We start from the raw sequence: 16699 nt of genomic DNA on the forward strand, positions 1-16699 counted from the left end.
CGTCAGGCGGAGCGGGTGGCGGTGGTCCAGGAGGCGTACAGGTCGGCGTAGACGCCGGGTTCGGTGATCAGCGTGGCGTGAGGGCCGCGCTGGACGATGCGGCCGTGCTCGAAGACGATCACTTCGTCGGCGGCCTCGGCGGTGGAGAGGCGGTGGGCGATGGAGATCGCCGTGCGGCCGCGGGTGACGCCGTCCAGGGCGCGGGCCAGGCGGACCTCGGTGGCGGGGTCGACGGCGGAGGTGGCCTCGTCCAGGAGGAGCAGGTCGGGGTCGGCGAGGTAGGCGCGGGCCAGGGCGACCAGCTGGCGTTCACCGGCGGAGAGGGATTCCCCGCGCTGGCCCACCGGGGTCCGGAGGCCCTGGGGAAGGCCGTCCAGCCAGTCGGCCAGGCCGAGTTCGGTGAGGGCGGCCGTGAGTTCCTCGTCGGTGGCGTCCGGACGGCCGAAGCGGATGTTCTCGGCCAGGCTGGAGTCGAACAGGAAGCCGTCCTGGGGGACCATGACGACGCGTTCGCGCAGCGAGGAGAACCTGATGTCGCGCAGGTCGGCGCCGTCGATGAGGACACGGCCGGAGGTGGGGTCCATCAGGCGGGTGAGCAGCTTGGCGAAGGTCGTCTTGCCGGAGCCGGTCTCGCCGACGACGGCGATCCTGGTGCGGGGCGGGATGGCGGCGGTGACCTCGCGGAGCACGGGCGGGCCGTCGGGGTAGGCGAAGCCGACGTCCTCGAAGGCGACCGAGATGGGGCCGCGCGGCAGGACCGCGCCGTCGGCCGGGTCGGCCACGTCGGCGGGGGTGTCCAGCACGCCGAGGATGCGCCGCCAGCCGGCGATCGCGTTCTGCGCCTCGTTGAGGACCTCGGTGCCCATCTGCAGCGGCATGATGAACAGGGTGATCAGGAACAGGAAGGCGATCAGCTCGCCCTCCGTGATGGTCTTGTCGGCGCCCAGGGCGACGCCCAGGATCAGCACGCCGGCGATGGCGATCGAGGCCACCAGCTCGGTGACGGGGAAGGTCAGGCCGATCACCCGCTGGGCCCGGATCTGGGCCTTGCGCTGGCCGTTGATGGCGGCGTCGATGCGGTCCGCGGTGCGGTCCTCCGACCCGTACGCGCGGATGACGGCGCTGCCCACGACCGACTCGCTGACGCCGGCCAGGACGTCGCCGGTGCGCTCGCGGACCGTGATGTAGCGGCGGGCGACCAGGCGCTGGAAGCGCGGCAGCGCGAACACCACGGGCAGGAAGCAGGCCCACACCAGGAGGGTGAGCTGCCAGGAGTAGACGGCCATGAGCACGGTGGCGACGATCAGCTGGAGGCCGGCCACGATGATCATCAGGCCGCCCCACTGCATGAACGTGCTGATCTGGTCCACGTCGCCGGTCACCCGGGAGACCAGCGCGCCGCGCCGCTCGGTGTTCTGGGTGAGCACCGACAGGTCGTGCACGTGCCGGAAGCCCTTGCCGCGCAGCGTGGCCAGGCCGGACTCGGTGGCCCGGTAGAGGCGCACGTTCATCACGTACGAGCAGAGCGCGGTGAGCACGACGGCGGCGGCGCAGGCCAGCAGCCCGTTGCGGATGACCGGGAGGTCGGGGACGGCCGCGGTGAGGCCCTCGTCCACGACCTGCTGGACCGCGATCGGGACGATGATCTTGCCGATGGTGGCCAGCACCGCCAGCACGAGCGTGCCGGCCAGGCCGCGGCGGAACTCCGGCGAGAGCCGGAAGCCCTGCCGTACCGTCTCGACGGCGGAGCGCTCCAGCGCCTGCATGGTCACGCGACCACTTCTCCTTCGAATTCCCCGGCCAGTTCGGCCTCGTCGACCAGCTCGGCGGCGGCCCGCTCGGCTTCTTCCCGCTCGTACGCGGTGACCAGGTCGCGGTAGCCCGCGCAGCGTACGAGCAGCTGCTCGTGCGCGCCGTGGTCGGCGATCACGCCCTGCTCCAGGTAGACGACCTCGTCGGCCAGCGCGATGGTGGCCATCCGGTAGGCGACCACGATCACGGTGGACGCCTGCTCCCGCAGGCCGACCAGGATGCGCTTCTCCACCTGCGGGTCCACGCTGGAGGTGGCGTCGTCCAGGATCAGCAGCCGGGGCTCCCTGACCAGGGCGCGGGCCAGCGCGAGCCGCTGCCGCTGCCCGCCGGAGAGGGTGGCGCCGCGTTCGCCCACGCGGGTGTCCAGGCCCTCCGGGAGGGCGCTGACGAATCCGTCGGCCTGGGCCAGCCGCAGCGCCGCCCAGACCCGCTCGTCGGGCAGGTCCGCGCCGATGGTGACGTTGCCGCGCACGCTGTCGTCGAACAGGAACGTCTGCTGCGGCACCAGCGACACGCTCGCTGGCACCCCGCCGCGCGCGACCTCCCGCAGGTCGACGCCGTCGACGGCGACCACGCCCTGGTCGGGGTCGATCAGCCGGGCCAGCAGCTGGGTGAGGGTGGACTTGCCGGACCCGGTCGGTCCGACCAGCGCGACCGTACGGCCCGGCGCGGCCTCGAAGGACACGCCGCGCAGGACGGGCGCCTCGGGGTCGTAGCCGTAGGTGACGGCGCGGGCCTCGATCCGGGCGGGGGCGTCGGCGGGGAGGGCGGCGGTGCCGTACTCCATGGAGCCGGTGGCGTCCAGGACCTCCTGGACGCGGGTCCAGCCGACGACGCTGCGCGGGAGCTCGGCCAGCACCCAGCCGAGCGCCCTGATCGGGAAGGCCAGCAGGGTGAACAGGTAGGAGACCTGGATCAGCTCCCCCGAGGTGACGTCCTGGGACGCCAGCCGGTACGAGCCGACCAGCAGCACCGCCAGCACGCCCAGCGTGGGCAGCGCCTCCAGGAGCGGGTCGAAGAGGCCGCGGATCCGGCCGACGGCGATGTTGGCGTCCCGCAGTTCGTCGGCTCTGGCCTGGAAGCGGGCGGCCTCGGCGTCCTCGCGGCCGAGGGTCTTGACGACCAGGGCGCCGTCGAAGCTCTCGTGGGCGACCTCGCTGACGGAGGCGCGCAGCTCCTGGGCGCGGGTGGCGATCGGGGCGAGCCGCCGCTGGTAGACCAGGTTCAGTAAGGCGATGGCCGGAAATATCAGGAATCCGACGATGGCCAGCATCGGGTCGGTGATCACGATGGCGACGGCGGCGGCGAAGAGCATGACGATCACGCCGACCGCCATCGGCAGCGGCGCGAGCGGCCCCCAGGCGGCCTCGGCGTCGGAGTTGGCGATGGACAGCAGCTGCCCGGTCGGGTGGCGGTGGTGCCAGGAGAGCGGGAGGCGCAGGTACTGGCGGGTGGCCGCGCGGCGGGACCTGGCCTGCATGCGGAACTGCATGATGCCGGCCAGGATGCGGCGGCCCATGATGCCCAGCGCCTTGAACAGGGCGGTGCCGACGATCAGCAGCGCGGCCGTGGCCAGCGCGCCGCTGGGCGCGCCGCCGTCCTTGAAGGCCGGCAGCACCGCGTGCTCGGTGGCCCAGCCCAGCGCCCAGGCGGCCAGCACGGTCATCACGCCGTAGACGGCGCTGGCCAGCACGGCGGCGGTGAAGATGCCCGGCTCGGCCTTGATGGCGTGGCCGATGACTCTGAACCCCTGGCGCATGACTGTGGATGAGACCTTTGTCGGCACGCGGGGGTCCTCTCGGTTCGGGGGCTGCGGCGCGGTTCGGCTGCTGCCAAGGACAGTACATAAGAGGACAGACATCCTGGATCAGCCCATTGGCTGACACGAGACGGGTCCATGGTCCTAAGCATGGGAAATCTTCGCGATGGGCCGGAATATTCCCGCCGCCTGTTCGAAAGCGTCCGAAGCCTCCAGAACGCCGCTCGGTCTAGGCTAAGGGCGTGACCCAGGCGACCCAGCGCACCCACGCCCAAGCCGAACGCGCCGCGCTCAGCGACCTGCTCGACCGGCTCGGCCCCGGCGAGCCCACCCTCTGCGCGGGCTGGACCACCGCCGACCTGGCCGCCCACCTGGTGGTCCGGGAGCGGCGGGTGGACGCGGCGGCCGGCATCGCGGTGAAGTTCCTCGCGCCGTACACCCGGTCCGTCCAGGACGGCCTGTCCGCCCGGCCGTACCCCGAGGTCGTGCGCATGTTCCGGGAGGGGCCGCCGCGCTGGACGCCGTACGGGCTCGTGCCCGGGCTGGACGCGCTGGTCAACACGGTCGAGTTCCTGGTGCACCACGAGGACGTGCGGCGCGCGCAACCGGACTGGGAGCCGCGCGCGCTCCCGGCCGACCTGGACGACCTGATCTGGCGGCGGCTGCGGGCGGGCGCGCGGATGTTCTTCCGCAAGTCCCCCGTCGGCGTGGTCCTGCGCCGGGCCGGGACCGACGAGCGGGTCGGCGCGAAGATGACGGACCCGGCCGTGGTGCTGACCGGCGAGCCCCAGGAGCTGCTGCTGTTCGCGTTCGGCCGCCAGGACCACGCGCGGGTCGCCCTCGACGGCGACCGGGACGCGGTGGCCCGGCTCATGAAGGCCAGGCTCGGAATGTAGGCCGCCCGGCCGCCAGCCGGCGTCAGCGGGCCAGGGTGATCTGGTGGACGCTCATCCGGCCCTGCTCGAAGGCCAGGCCGCCGCCGACCAGGTAGAGCCGCCAGACGCGGGCCATCTCCTCGCCGACCAACTCGACCGCGCGGCCGTAGTTGCTCTCGAAGGTCTCCTGCCAGGCCCGTACGGTCCGGGCGTAGTCCTCGCGCATGCTCTCCACGTGCACGGCCTCGAAGCCGGCCTCCTCCAGCATGGCCACGGTCCTGCCGACCGGCCGCATGTGCATGTCGGGGGCGATGTAGCGCTCGATGAAGGCCCCGCCGCCGGGGGCGCGCGCGCCGCGCGACATCTGCTGCACGACCACCCGGCCGCCCGGCCGCACCATCCGGAACAGCGTGGCCGCGTACACCGGGTAGTTCTCCTCGCCGACGTGCTCGCCCATCTCGATGGAGGAGATCGCGTCGTACGGCTCGCCGGCCAGGTCCCGGTAGTCCTGGAGCCGCACCTCGACCCCTCCCCCGGCGCTCGCGGCGCGGATGAAGGCGCGCTGCTCGCGGGAGACGGTGACGCCGGTGGCGCGGGCGCCGTACTCGCGGGCCGCGTAGAGGAGCATGGAGCCCCAGCCGCAGCCCACGTCGAGCAGGCGGGCCCCGGGCTGGAGGCCGAGCTTCCTGCAGACCAGGTCGAGTTTGCGGCGCTGCGCGTCCACCAGGGTGTCGCCGGGGGCCCAGCGGGCGCACGAGTACGCCATGGACGGGTCCAGGATCAGCTCGTAGAACTCGTTGGACAGGTCGTAGTGGTGGGCGATCGCGTCGGAGTCGCGGCCCTTGCTGTGCCGCCGGCCGCGCAGCCGCGCCTCGCTGGCGGGGGCCGGCGGGCGGGGGCCGAGCACCTCGGGCAGGTGGCGCAGCGCCCGCGCCAGGGCGGCCGGTCCCGGTTTGGCGCCGGGCGCGGCCCAGACCCGCCGGAAGCCGTCGGCCAGGTCGCCCTCCACGTCGAGATCGCCGGTGACGTACGCCCGGGCCAGCCCCAGCTCGCCCGGGCTCCACAGCACGTGCCGGAGCGCCCGGGGAGACCTCAGCACCACCACGGGCACCCCGGCGGGCCCGGCGTAGCCGCCGTCCCAGGTGCGCAGCGCCACCGGCGAGGAGCCCCCGAACAGCTCCGCGAGCAGCGGCAGCAGCCTGCCGGCCACGCCCGCCGTTAGGCCGATCTCCGTCATGTTCGTGCCCTTTCCAGGATGAACTGGTGGACGTTCAGGTAACCGGACCGGAACCCGGCCTCGGAATACGCCAGGTACAGGTTCCACATGCGATGGAACACCTCGTCGAACCCGAGCAGGGTGAGCTCCGCGCGCCGGCCCGCGTAGCGTTCCCGCCAGAGCCGCAGCGTCTCCGCGTAGTGCCCGCCCATCGGCAGGTCGCCGATGACGCGCAGGCCGCCCAGGTTCTGCTCGATCGCGGTCACCGACGGGATCAGCCCGCCGGGGAACACGTATTTCTGGATCCACGTGTAGGTGGTCCGCGAGGCCAGCATACGATCATGCGGCATGGTGATGGACTGAAGTCCGATGAGACCGCCGGGCGACAGCAGGCGTTCCAGGCAGGCGAAGAAGACCGGCCAGTACCGTTCCCCCACCGCCTCGATCATCTCCACGCTGAGCACGGCGTCGTACGCGCCCCTGACCTCCCGGTAGTCGAGCAGGTCCACGGCGACCCGGCCCGACAGCCCGGCGTCGGCGATCCGGCGCAGGGCCAGCGCGCGCTGCGCCGGGGAGACCGTCACCGTGCGGACCAGGGCTCCCCGCCCGGCCGCCCGGATGGCGAGCGCGCCCCAGCCGGTGCCGATCTCCAGGACGCGCGTCCCCGGGCCGACGCCGGTCGCGTCCAGCAGCCGGTCGATCTTGGCCAGCTGGGCGTCCCGCAGCCCCTCCCAGGTGGCGGGGCCGTCGAACAGGGCCGCGGAGTAGGTCATGGTCTCGTCCAGGAACGCGGCGAACAGCTCGTTGGACAGGTCGTAGTGGCGGTGCACGTTGCGCCGGGCGTTGCCGGGCGTGCCGTCCTCGGCGGCCGGGCGGCGGCGGTGCCAGAGGCCGCGCAGGCGCTGCAACGGGGGCGGGATGAGGGTGCCCAGCTGCCGGGCCAGCACGGTCAGCACGGCGGTCAGGTCGTCGGCGTCCCAGTCGCCCGCCATGTACGCCTCGCCGAAGCCGATCAGCCCGTCCGCGCCCAGCCGGGCGAAGAACGCCTCCGGCCGTACGACCCGCAGGACCGGACCCGGAGCGGCGCCGAGCGCCAGGCCGGGGAGTTCCACGCGTAGCGGGAGGTCGCGCACCGCGTGGGTGAACAGGCGGCGCGCCACCGCCACCCGCAGCGCGCCACGCGGCGGCATCGTCACATCCGGCCACCGGCGGGCCGCCGCACTCGTCGTCATCACGGACCTTTCTCTCGGGGGATCACCGGCAGGCCGCGCAGGTACAGGCCGATGCCGCGGCGGCGGATGCGCGCGCCCACCAGCAGCGGGGAGGCGCGCAGCAGATTGCGGAGATTCACCGGGACGCGCTCGCCGCGCACGGTGGCCGTGAACGGGCGGCCCTCCGGGCGGTGCAGCGTGACGGTGAGGTCGAGGCGCTCGCCGGGCTCCGGCAGGCGCATCCGGTAGTGGCCGTCCACCGGGTGGAACGGGGAGACGTAGAGCTGTTTGACCGCCTCCGCCCGGCCGCGGGCGTCGGGGCGGACCAGGTAGCGGTGGCGGCCGCCGTAGGTGTTGTGCACCTCGGCGATCACGTGGCCGGTGTCGCACCAGTAGAGGGTGAGCGGGTTGAAGACGTAGCCGAGCGTCCGGGCTCCGGCCAGCATCAGGATCCGCCCGGCCGTGACGCCGTGCCCGGCCAGGAAGGCGTCCACGTCGGCGCGGGCGCCCGGGTCGAAGCGCGCCAGCGGGTTGCCGGGCGGCAGGTGGTCGAGGTCGACCAGCCAGAGGTAGCCGGGGTAGCTGAACACGTTGCGGAACGGGGAGGTGCGCACGTGCGTGATGCGGCAGGCGTACAGGGCGGTCACCAGCGGCTCCCGAGGGTCCGGGCGGCCCGGACGCCGGAGCGGCAGCCGTCCTCGTGGAAGCCCCAGCCGTGGTAGGCCCCGGCGAAGGCGACCCGGCCGGTGCTCAGGCCGGGGAGGCGGGCCTGGGCGGCCACCGACTCGGGGGTGTAGACGGGATGTTCGTAGACCATCCGGGCGATGGCGTGCTCGTCGGCGATCTCCTCGCCGAGAGTCACCAGGTAGCGCTCACCGGTCTCCAGGCGCTGGAGCCGGGTCAGGTCGTAGCTGATCCGGGCCCCGCCGGCGTCGGCCGCGCAGCCGGGCATCCGGTAGTTCCAGGAGGCCAGGGCGGCGCGCGCCCGGGGCAGCACAGCGGTGTCGGTGTGCAGCGTGGCCGGGTTGCGGGCGTAGCGGAACGCGCCCAGGACCGCGCGCTCCCCGGCGGTGGGCTCGGCCAGCAGGCGCAGCGCCTGGTCGGGGTGGGTGGCCACCACGGCGGCGTCGAACCGGTGGACCTCGTCCCCGTCGTCCCGTATCTCGACGCCGTCCGGATGCCGCGTCAGGGCCCGCACCGGCGTGCTCGTCCGCACCGCCAGCCCCTTCGCGGCCCGCTCCACATAGGTACGGCTCCCGCCGGCCACCGTCCGCCACCGCGGCGAGCCCTTCACGGCGAGCATGCCGTGGTTGTCCAGGAACCGGAACAGGTACCGCGCCGGATAGCGCCCGGTCAGCGCGGGCGGGCAGGACCACACCGCCGCCACCAGCGGCGTCAGGAAGTGCGCCGTGAAGTAGGCGGAGAAGCTCCCGGCGACCTCGGCCAGCGGACGGTCGTCGCCGTCGGCCAGCAGCCGCCTGGCCGTCCGGTGGAACTTCGGCACCTCGGCCAGCATGCGCAGGTAGCCCGGCCGGGGCGGGCGGGCGAACAGGCCGGCGCCGCCCTTGCCGCCCGCGTACTCCAGGCCGCAGCCGTCGCACCGCACCGACATGGACATCTCGGAGGGCTGGGTGGCCACGCCCAGTTCGGCGAAGAGCCGGGTGAGCAGCGGGTAGGTCCGGTCGTTGTGCACGATGAACCCGGTGTCCACCGCCAGGCCGGCCACGTCGTGGGTGTGCGCGTGGCCGCCCAGGCGGCCGTCGGCCTCGAAGAGGGTGACGTCCCGGTCGCGGCTCAGCACGTACGCGGCCGTGAGCCCCGCGACCCCGCTTCCGATCACCGCTGCCGTTCCGCGCATGCGACCTCCTCGTCAGGAGGTTCTTCGCAGACGGCGGCCGATCGGATTGCCGCGAACCGGGATCAGGTGCCCTTGGCGCTCTGGATCGTGTCGAGTTCGTCGGTGATGTGCTCCACCTCGGCCCGCAGCCGGCGCAGCGCCTGGCGGGCCGCGATGTCCGGCAGGGTGTGGATCTCGACGGTCAGCTCGACCGTGAACTCCTTGAGTTTGCGGGCCAGGCTCACCGCCTCCACCGCGCCGGGGCGGCAGGCCAGCACCCGGCGGAGCGCGGCGGCGAGACGGGCGGGGGAATCGTCCACGCTGGGGTCCATGCGCGTGTCACTCCTCGACGGCCGATGGTGAATGGTTCATCCGCGTAACCGTGGGGCAGTCGGCCGGGCGAGATCTCATCCTGTGATGGGATCCGGCGGAATTCTCCTGGAGTCCGCCGGAGTTCCGGACGTGGACAATCTCCGCAATTCCCCGACGGTTCCGCCCGAAATCGGGCAGCATGAGGGCACGCATCACGGTTGGAGCCCCTCCATGAAAGTCAAACAGCTGGTGACCTACGCGATCGTCGCGTTCGTGGTCTTCTATTTGTTCACCCAGCCGACCGGAGCGGCCAACGCCGTACGCGGGGTGATGGACGGCATCGGCACCGGCGCGGACGCGCTGGCGCAGTTCTTCAACTCCCTGTTCGCGGGCTCATAGCCGCCAGTCAGGGGCGAGTCAGCGAAAAGTCAGGGGCGGATTAGGGGGCGGAAGGTCCTCCTCTCTTCCCGGCTAGTTATGATCATTCGGGTTGCCGGGTACATAGCAGCGGGAAACTGACCGCAGGAGGCCCCCTGATGCAGGTCAAGAAGGTGCTCACGTATGCGGGTATCGCGTTCGTGGTCTTCTACCTCTACACGCAGCCGTCCGCCGCGGCCGCGGCCGTGAGGGGTGTGTTCGAGGGTGTCAACACGGGCGCCACACAGTTGGCGACCTTCTTCACGCAGGTTCTAGGGTGATCTGACCCGGCCCGTGAGTCCGCTCACGGGCCTGTATTCATTGCGGCTCGGTCCGGGGAGCGCTCCACTCCGCCCGGACGCGACGGTCGTCGGTCGAGGCTTCGGTTCGGGCACCCCTGTCACGGCGTCCGGACCGGCCCGACACACTGTCAGGCCGATGGTCCACGGGATCCACTACGGAGCGTCACTTGACCAGTACGCGGACAGAATTGGACTTCCTGGTCAAAAGTCACTGAAAACACATTTATTCCACGGGTTCGCTGGGCGAACTCGTGGAAATTCCTGTGATGGAACTCCATCGCCGTAATGACAGAATTAACAATTCGCCGATAACATCACCGAACGTGGCTGAAGGTGATCTTCCAGCATCGCGTCTGGCCGACGATCTGTATTTCGTCATGCACGACGACGTCACAGGCCGCGGGCGGCTCCATCCCCGGCTGACCGGTCTCGGACTGGCGGCGGCGCTCCTCGGCGAGCTCATGCTGAGCGCGCACATCACCGTGCGCCTGGTGCCCGGGCAGGCCCAGCTCGCCGTGGTGGACCCGGCCCCGACCGGCGACGCGCCGACCCAGTTCGCCCTGGACCACATCCGGGCCGAGCCCACCCACCCGGTCGGCACCTGGCTGCTCTTCCTGGCCCGTACGGCCCACGCCGCCATCGCCGCCCGCATGACCGAGGCCGGCCTGCTCCACCCGCCCGGCCGGCGCCTGCTGGCCAAGGGCGTACAGGCGCCGGTGGAGGCCAACACGGCCGCCTGGCCGGTCGGCCGCCTCAACCTGGCCATCGAGCGCCGCCAGCCGATGCGCATGCAGGACGGCGTGCTGTTCGGCCTGCTCGTGGCCACCGGCGGCGGCACGCTGGTGCTCTGGGACCAGAACCCGCGCTTCCTGCGCGAGTCCGTCGCCGCCCTGCCGGAGACGCTGCAGCAGCTCATCGCCCAGACCGAGGCGGCCTGCGGCGACGCGGTCATCAGCCGCCGCTGACCTGCCCGGGACTTACCTGACGGGGTGACCGGCCGTCCGGAGCGCGTCCTTCACGTCGCCGATCTTGAGCTCGCCGAAGTGGAAGACGCTGGCCGCCAGCACCGCGTCCGCCCCCGCCGCCACAGCGGGCGGGAAGTCGGCCGGCCTGCCCGCGCCGCCGGAGGCGATCACCGGGACCGTCACCACGGCCCGGACCGCCTCGATCATCTCGATGTCGTAGCCGTCCTTGGTGCCGTCGCCGTCCATGGAGTTGAGCAGGATCTCGCCCACGCCCAGCTCCTGGCCGCGCGCCGCCCACTCCACCGCGTCGATGCCGGTGCCGCGCCTGCCGCCGTGCGTGGTCACCTCGAAGCCGCTCGGCGTGGGCGGCCCGTCCACCACCCGGCGGGCGTCCACGGACAGCACGACGCACTGGGCGCCGAACCGCCAGGACGCCTCGCGGAGCAGCTCCGGCCTGGCGATCGCGGCGGTGTTGATGCCCACCTTGTCGGCGCCCGCCCGCAGCAGCCGGTCCACGTCCTCCACGGCGCGCACGCCGCCGCCCACGGTGAGCGGGATGAAGACCTGCTCGGCGGTCCTGCGGACCACGTCGTACATGGTGGAGCGGTCCGAGCTGGACGCGGTGATGTCCAGGAAGGTCAGCTCGTCGGCGCCTTCGGCGTCGTAGCGGCGGGCCAGCTCCACCGGGTCGCCGGCGTCCCGGAGGTTCTCGAAGTTGACGCCCTTGACCACCCGGCCCGCGTCCACGTCCAGGCACGGGATCACCCGTACGGCGACGCTCATGGCCGGTACGCCTCGACCTCGACCTCGACCAGCATGCGCGGGTCGACCAGGCCGGCCACCTGGACGCTGGTGCAGGCCGGCCGCACCTCGCCGAAGAGGTGGCCGTGCGCGTCGCCCGCGGCGTCGAAGTCGCTCTCGTTCACCACGTACATGCGGGTGCGGACCACGTCGTCGCGGCTCGCCCCGGCCTTGGCCAGGGCGTCCAGGGCGATCCCGAAGGCCGTCAGGGTCTGGTTGTACGCGTCGCCGACGTGCTGGACCTCGCCACCCACCACGGCGGTGCAACCCGAAACCAGGACGTGCGGGCCCGCGACCACGGCGCGGGAGTAGCCGTAGCGGTCCTCCCAGGGACCGCCGGAGGAGATGCGCGTGGAAGGGGTGGAGGGCGTCATGCGCGCACCGCCGCGAGTGCCGCCTCCAGCGTGAACTGGCCGGCGTACAGGGCCTTGCCGACGATGGCGCCCTCGACGCCCTCGGGGACCAGGGTGGCCAGCGCCCGCAGGTCGTCCAGGGAGGAGACGCCGCCGCTGGCGACCACCGGCCGGTCGGTCCTGGCGCAGACCTCACGGAGCAGGTCCAGGTTGGGGCCGCGCAGCGTGCCGTCCTTGGTCACGTCGGTGACCACGTAGCGGGGGCAGCCGTCGGCCTCCAGCCGGTCCAGCACCTCCCAGAGGTCGCCGCCCTCCTCGGTCCAGCCGCGGGCGGCCAGCGTGGTGCCGCGCACGTCCAGGCCGACCGCGATCCGGTCCCCGTGGTTGGCGATGATCTTGGCGCACCACTCGGGGTTCTCCAGCGCGGCGGTGCCGATGTTGACCCGGCGGCAGCCGGTGGCCAGCGCCGCCGCCAGCGAGGCGTCGTCGCGGATGCCCCCGGACAACTCCACCTGGACGTCCAGCTTGCCGACGACCTCGGCGAGCAGCTCCCGGTTGGAGCCCCGGCCGAAGGCGGCGTCCAGGTCCACCAGGTGGATCCACTCGGCGCCGGCCTCCTGCCAGGCGAGCGCGGCGGCGAGCGGGTCGCCGTACGAGGTCTCCGACCCCGCCGCGCCCTGGACCAGGCGGACCGCCTGGCCGTCCGCCACGTCCACCGCGGGTAGCAGCACCAGCGACCCGGTATCAGACCCGGTATCAGACATGTTCACGACCTCCGGTCGAAGAAGACGGTGACGAGCACCGGGATCAGCAGGATCGACACCCCGAAGACGGCGAGCCTGGCCATCCAGGTGTCGAGGAGGATCCAGGCCACGGCCTGGATCAGGAACCACGCGACCGCGACCACGGCGTTCTGCACCCGCCGCCGCCGCGCCAGGTAGCCGCCCTGCCTGGCCACCCGGACCGGTTTGGGCAGCACGGCCGTGAACCGGGCGCGCAGCTCCCTGCGGCGCGCGGCGCGGGCCTCCCGGCGGGCGCGTTCCGCGGCCAGCCGCTCCCGCTCCGCCTCACGTTCGGCCCTGCGCCGGGCGCGTTCCTTACTCATAAGCTCTCACACGCGCTCATGGCACTCTCAAGGCACTCTCATGGCACTCATGGCACGGTGCTGAGCCAGTTGGCGAGCAGCACCGCGCCCGCGTCGCCGGATTTCTCCGGATGGAACTGGGTGGCCATCAGCGGCCCGTTCTCCACGGCCGCGACGAAGGGCACGCCGTGCTCGGCCCAGGTGACCAGCGGCTGGGTGAAGCCGGGACCGGCCTCCAGCTCCCAGGTCCTGACCCCGTAGGAGTGCACGAAGTAGAACCGGGTCTCCGCGTCCAGGCCCCGGAACAGCACCGAGTCCTCGGGCGCGGTCACCGTGTTCCAGCCCATGTGCGGCAGCACCGGCGCGTCCAGGCGCTCCACCGTGCCGGGCCACTCGCCGCAGCCCTCGGTGTGCACGCCGTGCTCGACGCCCTTCTCGAACAGGATCTGCATGCCCACGCAGATGCCCAGCACCGGCCGGCCGGCCGCCAGCCGCCGGCCCACGATCATGTCGCCGCGCACGCCCTTGAGCCCGGCCATGCAGGCGGCGAACGCGCCGACCCCGGGCACCACCAGGCCGTCGCACTCCATGGCCGCGTCGAAGTCGGCGGTCACCTCGACCTCGGCGCCGGTCCTGGCCAGCGCCCGCTCGGCCGAGCGCAGGTTGCCCGAGCCGTAGTCGAGGACGACCACCCGCTTGCTCACAGCACGCCCTTGGTGCTCGGCACGCCGACCGCGCGCGGGTCCGGCTCGCAGGCCGCGCGCAGCGCCCGGGCCAGCGCCTTGAACTGCGCCTCCACGATGTGGTGCGCGTTCCGCCCGTACGGCACCCGCACGTGCAGGCAGATCGCCGCCTGTGCCACGAAGGACTCCAGGATGTGCCGGGTGAGCGTGGTGTCGTACTCGGGCCCGATCATGGGCGCCATGCCGTCCGGCTCGCTGTGCACCAGGTACGGCCGGCCCGACAGGTCCACGGTGACCTCGGCCAGCGCCTCGTCCAGCGGGCAGGACGCGTTACCGAACCGCCTGATGCCCGACTTGTCGCCCAGGGCCTCGCGGAACGCGGCGCCCAGCGCGAGCGCGGTGTCCTCGATCGTGTGGTGCGAGTCGATGTGCAGGTCGCCCTCGGTCTTCACGGTCAGGTCGAACAGGCCGTGCTTGCCCAGCTGGGCGAGCATGTGGTCGTAGAACCCGACCCCGGTCGCCACGTCGACCAGGCCGGTCCCGTCGAGGTTGACCTCGACCAGGACCGAGGTCTCCTTGGTGGCGCGCTCGATACGACCGACCCTCATCAGAGAACCCCCTCCAACGCGGCGCGGAAGGCCGCCATCTCGTCTTCTGTGCCGATGGAAACGCGCAGCCACCCGTCAGGTCCGGTCTCCCGGATGAGGACCCCGCGGTCGAGGATCCCCTCCCACACCGCGTGCCGATCCGGAAACTTACCGAATAGCACGAAATTCGAGTCGCTGTCAGCGACCGTCAGGCCACGTTGCCGTAGCCAGGCCACGATCTCGTCCCGCTCGGCGCGCAGTGCGTCCACCGAGCCGAGCAGCTCGTCCCGGTGGGCCAGGGCCACCCGCGCGGCGGCCTGGGTCAGCGTGGACAGGTGGTACGGCAGCCGTACCAGCAGCATCGCGTCCACCACGGCGGGGTCGGCGGCCAGGTACCCGACCCGGGCCCCGGCCAGCGCGAACGCCTTGGACATGGTCCTGGTCACGATCAGCCGCGGGTGGCCGGGCAGCAGGCTCAGCGCCGACGGCGTGCCGGCCCTGGCGAACTCCGCGTACGCCTCGTCCACGACCACCATGCCGGGGGCCGCGGCCAGCACGCGCCGGATGACCTCCAGCGGCAGCGCGGTCCCGGTCGGGTTGTTGGGCGAGGTCAGGAAGACCACGTCCGGCCGGTGCCGCTCGATGAGCGCGACGGCCCGGTCCGGGTCGAGCGAGAAGTCCTCCTCGCGCCCGCCCTCGATCCACCGGGTGCTGGTGCCGGAGGCGATGATCGGGTGCATCGAGTAGGACGGCTCGAACCCGATCGCGCCGCGGCCGGGCCCGCCGAACGCCTGGAGCACCTGCTGCAGGATCTCGTTGGAGCCGTTGGCCGCCCACAGCTGCCGGCCGGTCAGCCCGTGGCCGAGGTAGTCGGCCAGGTCCTTGCGGAGCTCGACGGCGTCCCGGTCCGGGTAGCGGTTGAGCGTGGCCGCCCCCCGCCGGATGGCGTCGGCCAGGTCCGCGATCAGCGCCGCCGACGGCGGGTGCGGGTTCTCGTTGGTGTTGAGCTGCACGGCCACGTTGAGCTGCGGCGCGCCGTAGGGCTGCTTGCCCCGCAGGTCGTCGCGGATGGGCAGGTCGTCGAGAGTGGTCACGGCGCGGGGATCTCCCAGTCGAAGCGGGCACGGATGGCGGCGCCGTGACCGGGCAGGTCCTCGGCGTCGGCGAGCGCGCACACGAGCGGCGCGGCCTCGGCCAGCGCCGCCCTGGTGTAGTCGACCACGTGCACGCCGCGCAGGAAGGTCTGGACGGACAGGCCGGAGGAGTGGCACGCGCAGCCGCCCGTGGGCAGCACGTGGTTGGAGCCGGCCAGGTAGTCGCCCAGCGAGACGGGCGCGAACGCGCCCACGAAGACCGCCCCGGCGTTGCGCACCCGGGCGGCCACGGCCGCGGCGTCGGCGGTCTGGATCTCCAGGTGCTCGGCCGCGTACGCGTCGACCACGCGCAGGCCGTCGTCGATCGAGGAGACCAGCACGATGCCGGACTGGCGGCCGGCCAGCGCGGCCGAGATGCGCTCGGTGTGGCGGGTGGCGGCGACCTGGACGGCCAGCTCCTTCTCCACCGCCTCGGCCAGGTCCTCGGAGTCGGTCACCAGGACGGCGGCGGCCAGCGGGTCGTGCTCGGCCTGGCTGATCAGGTCGGCGGCCACGTGCACCGGGTCGGCGGTGGCGTCGGCGAGCACCGCGATCTCGGTGGGCCCGGCCTCGGCGTCGATCCCGATCCGGCCCTTGAGCAGCCGTTTGGCGGCGGCCACCCAGACGTTGCCGGGACCGGTGACCATGGCCACCGGCGCGCAGTCCTCGGTGCCGTAGGCGAACATGGCGACCGCCTGGGCGCCGCCCACCGCGTAGACCTCGTCCACGCCGAGCAGGGCGCAGGCCGCCAGGATGGTCGGGTGCGGCAGCCCGTCGGCCTGCGGCGGCGAGGCCACGGCCATCGAGGGCACGCCGGCCTCCTGGGCGGGGACCACGTTCATGACCACGCTGGACGGGTAGACGGCCAGGCCTCCCGGAGCGTACAGCCCGACGCGCTCGACCGGGACCCAGCGTTCGGTGACCGTGCCGCCGGGCACCACGGAGGTGGTGACGTCGGCGCGGCGCTGGTCGCGGTGGACCAGGCGGGTGCGCCGGATGGCCTCCTCCAGGGCGGCCCTGACCTGGGGGTCGAGCCCGGCCAGGGCGTCGGCGACGGCCTGCGCGGGCACCCGGGCGGTGGGCAGGTCCACCCCGTCGAACCGCGCGGTCAGCTCCCGTACGGCCGCCGCGCCGCGATGGCGCACCTCCTCGCAGATCGGCCGCACCTTCTCCAGGGCGGCTTCCACGTCGAGTTCGGCGCGTGGCAGCACGTCGCGCAGGTCGCGCGGCAGCGGGCCGCGCAAGTCGATACGGGAAATCACCCGCCCAGTCTACGGACGGGCAGGCGCTAATCCGGTTCTGTCCACGATTCGGACATGTCGCCCCCGGCGCATGGCCCCCTGATGCCACAT

At 72.8% G+C, this 16699-nt stretch carries 19 protein-coding genes; 4 read left to right on the forward strand and 15 right to left on the reverse strand.

Translation table 11 applies throughout. The annotated features are described in order from the left end of the window. Window positions 1-2: 2 nt before the first annotated feature. Window positions 3-1766: an ABC transporter ATP-binding protein gene (locus Aph01nite_RS23185; protein WP_204043095.1), complete on the reverse strand. Its 1764-nt coding sequence runs from the start codon at window positions 1764-1766 to the stop codon at window positions 3-5. Between the two features lie 2 nt (window positions 1767-1768). Continuing rightward, the gene (locus Aph01nite_RS23190) at window positions 1769-3571 is read right to left on the reverse strand and encodes an ABC transporter ATP-binding protein (protein WP_239161899.1); all 1803 of its coding nucleotides are present in this window, start codon (window positions 3569-3571) and stop codon (window positions 1769-1771) included. 242 nt (window positions 3572-3813) lie between these two features. Here Aph01nite_RS23190 and Aph01nite_RS23195 point away from each other — a divergent pair, with 242 nt between their 5' ends. Further along, complete coding sequence (locus tag Aph01nite_RS23195) at window positions 3814-4467, forward strand: TIGR03085 family metal-binding protein (protein ID WP_204043064.1); 654 nt, start codon at window positions 3814-3816, stop codon at window positions 4465-4467. Window positions 4468-4489: 22 nt separating this feature from the next. Here the strand turns inward: Aph01nite_RS23195 and Aph01nite_RS23200 are convergent, their stop codons facing one another. The 5 genes from Aph01nite_RS23200 to Aph01nite_RS23220 form a co-directional block, all read right to left on the reverse strand. Then, entirely contained in the window at window positions 4490-5683 is a 1194-nt protein-coding gene (locus tag Aph01nite_RS23200) for an SAM-dependent methyltransferase (protein WP_204043065.1), read from the reverse strand. Further along, window positions 5680-6894, reverse strand: coding sequence for an SAM-dependent methyltransferase (locus Aph01nite_RS23205; RefSeq protein WP_204043066.1), 1215 nt, complete (start codon window positions 6892-6894; stop codon window positions 5680-5682). The genes Aph01nite_RS23200 and Aph01nite_RS23205 overlap by 4 nt, the downstream gene beginning before the upstream one ends. Continuing rightward, window positions 6894-7520, reverse strand: coding sequence for a DUF1365 domain-containing protein (locus Aph01nite_RS23210; RefSeq protein ID WP_239161900.1), 627 nt, complete (start codon window positions 7518-7520; stop codon window positions 6894-6896). The genes Aph01nite_RS23205 and Aph01nite_RS23210 overlap by 1 nt, the downstream gene beginning before the upstream one ends. After that, window positions 7517-8731, reverse strand: coding sequence for an NAD(P)/FAD-dependent oxidoreductase (locus tag Aph01nite_RS23215; protein ID WP_204043067.1), 1215 nt, complete (start codon window positions 8729-8731; stop codon window positions 7517-7519). Before Aph01nite_RS23215 ends, Aph01nite_RS23210 begins: the two co-directional genes overlap by 4 nt. 62 nt (window positions 8732-8793) lie before the next feature. After that, window positions 8794-9042, reverse strand: a complete 249-nt coding sequence (locus Aph01nite_RS23220; protein WP_204043068.1) for a hypothetical protein — start codon at window positions 9040-9042, stop codon at window positions 8794-8796. A 211-nt stretch (window positions 9043-9253) separates the two neighbouring features. Between Aph01nite_RS23220 and Aph01nite_RS23225 the strand changes: the two genes are divergently transcribed. The 3 genes from Aph01nite_RS23225 to Aph01nite_RS23235 all read left to right on the forward strand — a co-directional run bounded on the left by Aph01nite_RS23225 (window position 9254) and on the right by Aph01nite_RS23235 (window position 10706). Continuing rightward, the gene (locus Aph01nite_RS23225) at window positions 9254-9421 is read left to right on the forward strand and encodes a hypothetical protein (RefSeq protein WP_204043069.1); all 168 of its coding nucleotides are present in this window, start codon (window positions 9254-9256) and stop codon (window positions 9419-9421) included. A 137-nt stretch (window positions 9422-9558) separates the two neighbouring features. Then, complete coding sequence (locus Aph01nite_RS23230) at window positions 9559-9720, forward strand: hypothetical protein (RefSeq protein WP_204043070.1); 162 nt, start codon at window positions 9559-9561, stop codon at window positions 9718-9720. 344 nt (window positions 9721-10064) lie between these two features. After that, complete coding sequence (locus tag Aph01nite_RS23235) at window positions 10065-10706, forward strand: GOLPH3/VPS74 family protein (protein WP_204043071.1); 642 nt, start codon at window positions 10065-10067, stop codon at window positions 10704-10706. A gap of 12 nt (window positions 10707-10718) precedes the next feature. Here Aph01nite_RS23235 and hisF read toward each other — a convergent pair whose 3' ends face one another. The 8 genes from hisF to hisD are packed head-to-tail and all read right to left on the reverse strand — an operon-like array spanning window position 10719 to window position 16609. Then, window positions 10719-11489, reverse strand: coding sequence for an imidazole glycerol phosphate synthase subunit HisF (gene hisF, locus Aph01nite_RS23240; protein ID WP_204043072.1), 771 nt, complete (start codon window positions 11487-11489; stop codon window positions 10719-10721). Continuing rightward, the gene (locus Aph01nite_RS23245) at window positions 11486-11881 is read right to left on the reverse strand and encodes a RidA family protein (RefSeq protein ID WP_204043073.1); all 396 of its coding nucleotides are present in this window, start codon (window positions 11879-11881) and stop codon (window positions 11486-11488) included. Before Aph01nite_RS23245 ends, hisF begins: the two co-directional genes overlap by 4 nt. Further along, window positions 11878-12624, reverse strand: a complete 747-nt coding sequence (gene priA, locus Aph01nite_RS23250) for a bifunctional 1-(5-phosphoribosyl)-5-((5-phosphoribosylamino)methylideneamino)imidazole-4-carboxamide isomerase/phosphoribosylanthranilate isomerase PriA (protein WP_204043074.1) — start codon at window positions 12622-12624, stop codon at window positions 11878-11880. Before priA ends, Aph01nite_RS23245 begins: the two co-directional genes overlap by 4 nt. A gap of 2 nt (window positions 12625-12626) precedes the next feature. Further along, entirely contained in the window at window positions 12627-12965 is a 339-nt protein-coding gene (locus tag Aph01nite_RS23255) for a hypothetical protein (protein WP_204043075.1), read from the reverse strand. 47 nt (window positions 12966-13012) lie between these two features. Then, window positions 13013-13648 carry an imidazole glycerol phosphate synthase subunit HisH gene (gene hisH, locus Aph01nite_RS23260; RefSeq protein WP_204043076.1) on the reverse strand — a complete coding sequence of 212 codons (636 nt, stop codon included), beginning with the start codon at window positions 13646-13648 and terminating at the stop codon, window positions 13013-13015. Then, window positions 13645-14238 (reverse strand): imidazoleglycerol-phosphate dehydratase HisB, encoded by a 594-nt coding sequence (gene hisB, locus Aph01nite_RS23265; protein ID WP_204043097.1) that lies wholly within the window; start codon window positions 14236-14238, stop codon window positions 13645-13647. The genes hisH and hisB overlap by 4 nt, the downstream gene beginning before the upstream one ends. Next, on the reverse strand, window positions 14235-15308 hold the full coding sequence (locus tag Aph01nite_RS23270) for a histidinol-phosphate transaminase (RefSeq protein ID WP_204043077.1): 1074 nt from the start codon (window positions 15306-15308) through the stop codon (window positions 14235-14237). The genes hisB and Aph01nite_RS23270 overlap by 4 nt, the downstream gene beginning before the upstream one ends. Beyond that, window positions 15305-16609, reverse strand: coding sequence for a histidinol dehydrogenase (gene hisD, locus Aph01nite_RS23275; RefSeq protein WP_204043078.1), 1305 nt, complete (start codon window positions 16607-16609; stop codon window positions 15305-15307). The genes Aph01nite_RS23270 and hisD overlap by 4 nt, the downstream gene beginning before the upstream one ends. Window positions 16610-16699 lie beyond the last annotated feature (90 nt).

The sequence above is a fragment of the Acrocarpospora phusangensis genome (genome assembly GCF_016862995.1).
Lineage (GTDB): Bacteria > Actinomycetota > Actinomycetes > Streptosporangiales > Streptosporangiaceae > Acrocarpospora > Acrocarpospora phusangensis.

Excerpts from the sequence above, each read along its gene's own strand:
- Aph01nite_RS23185 (WP_204043095.1), bottom strand. The coding sequence starts at position 1,766 with ATGCAGGCGCTGGAGCGCTCCGCCGTCGAGACGGTACGGCAGGGCTTC.
- Aph01nite_RS23230 (WP_204043070.1), top strand. The coding sequence starts at position 9,559 with ATGCAGGTCAAGAAGGTGCTCACGTATGCGGGTATCGCGTTCGTGGTC.
- Aph01nite_RS23205 (WP_204043066.1), bottom strand. The coding sequence starts at position 6,894 with ATGACGACGAGTGCGGCGGCCCGCCGGTGGCCGGATGTGACGATGCCG.
- Aph01nite_RS23245 (WP_204043073.1), bottom strand. The coding sequence starts at position 11,881 with ATGACGCCCTCCACCCCTTCCACGCGCATCTCCTCCGGCGGTCCCTGG.
- Aph01nite_RS23225 (WP_204043069.1), top strand. The coding sequence starts at position 9,254 with ATGAAAGTCAAACAGCTGGTGACCTACGCGATCGTCGCGTTCGTGGTC.
- hisF (WP_204043072.1), bottom strand. The coding sequence starts at position 11,489 with ATGAGCGTCGCCGTACGGGTGATCCCGTGCCTGGACGTGGACGCGGGC.
- Aph01nite_RS23190 (WP_239161899.1), bottom strand. The coding sequence starts at position 3,571 with ATGCGCCAGGGGTTCAGAGTCATCGGCCACGCCATCAAGGCCGAGCCG.
- Aph01nite_RS23215 (WP_204043067.1), bottom strand. The coding sequence starts at position 8,731 with ATGCGCGGAACGGCAGCGGTGATCGGAAGCGGGGTCGCGGGGCTCACG.
- Aph01nite_RS23255 (WP_204043075.1), bottom strand. The coding sequence starts at position 12,965 with ATGAGTAAGGAACGCGCCCGGCGCAGGGCCGAACGTGAGGCGGAGCGG.
- Aph01nite_RS23200 (WP_204043065.1), bottom strand. The coding sequence starts at position 5,683 with ATGACGGAGATCGGCCTAACGGCGGGCGTGGCCGGCAGGCTGCTGCCG.
- Aph01nite_RS23220 (WP_204043068.1), bottom strand. The coding sequence starts at position 9,042 with ATGGACCCCAGCGTGGACGATTCCCCCGCCCGTCTCGCCGCCGCGCTC.
- priA (WP_204043074.1), bottom strand. The coding sequence starts at position 12,624 with ATGTCTGATACCGGGTCTGATACCGGGTCGCTGGTGCTGCTACCCGCG.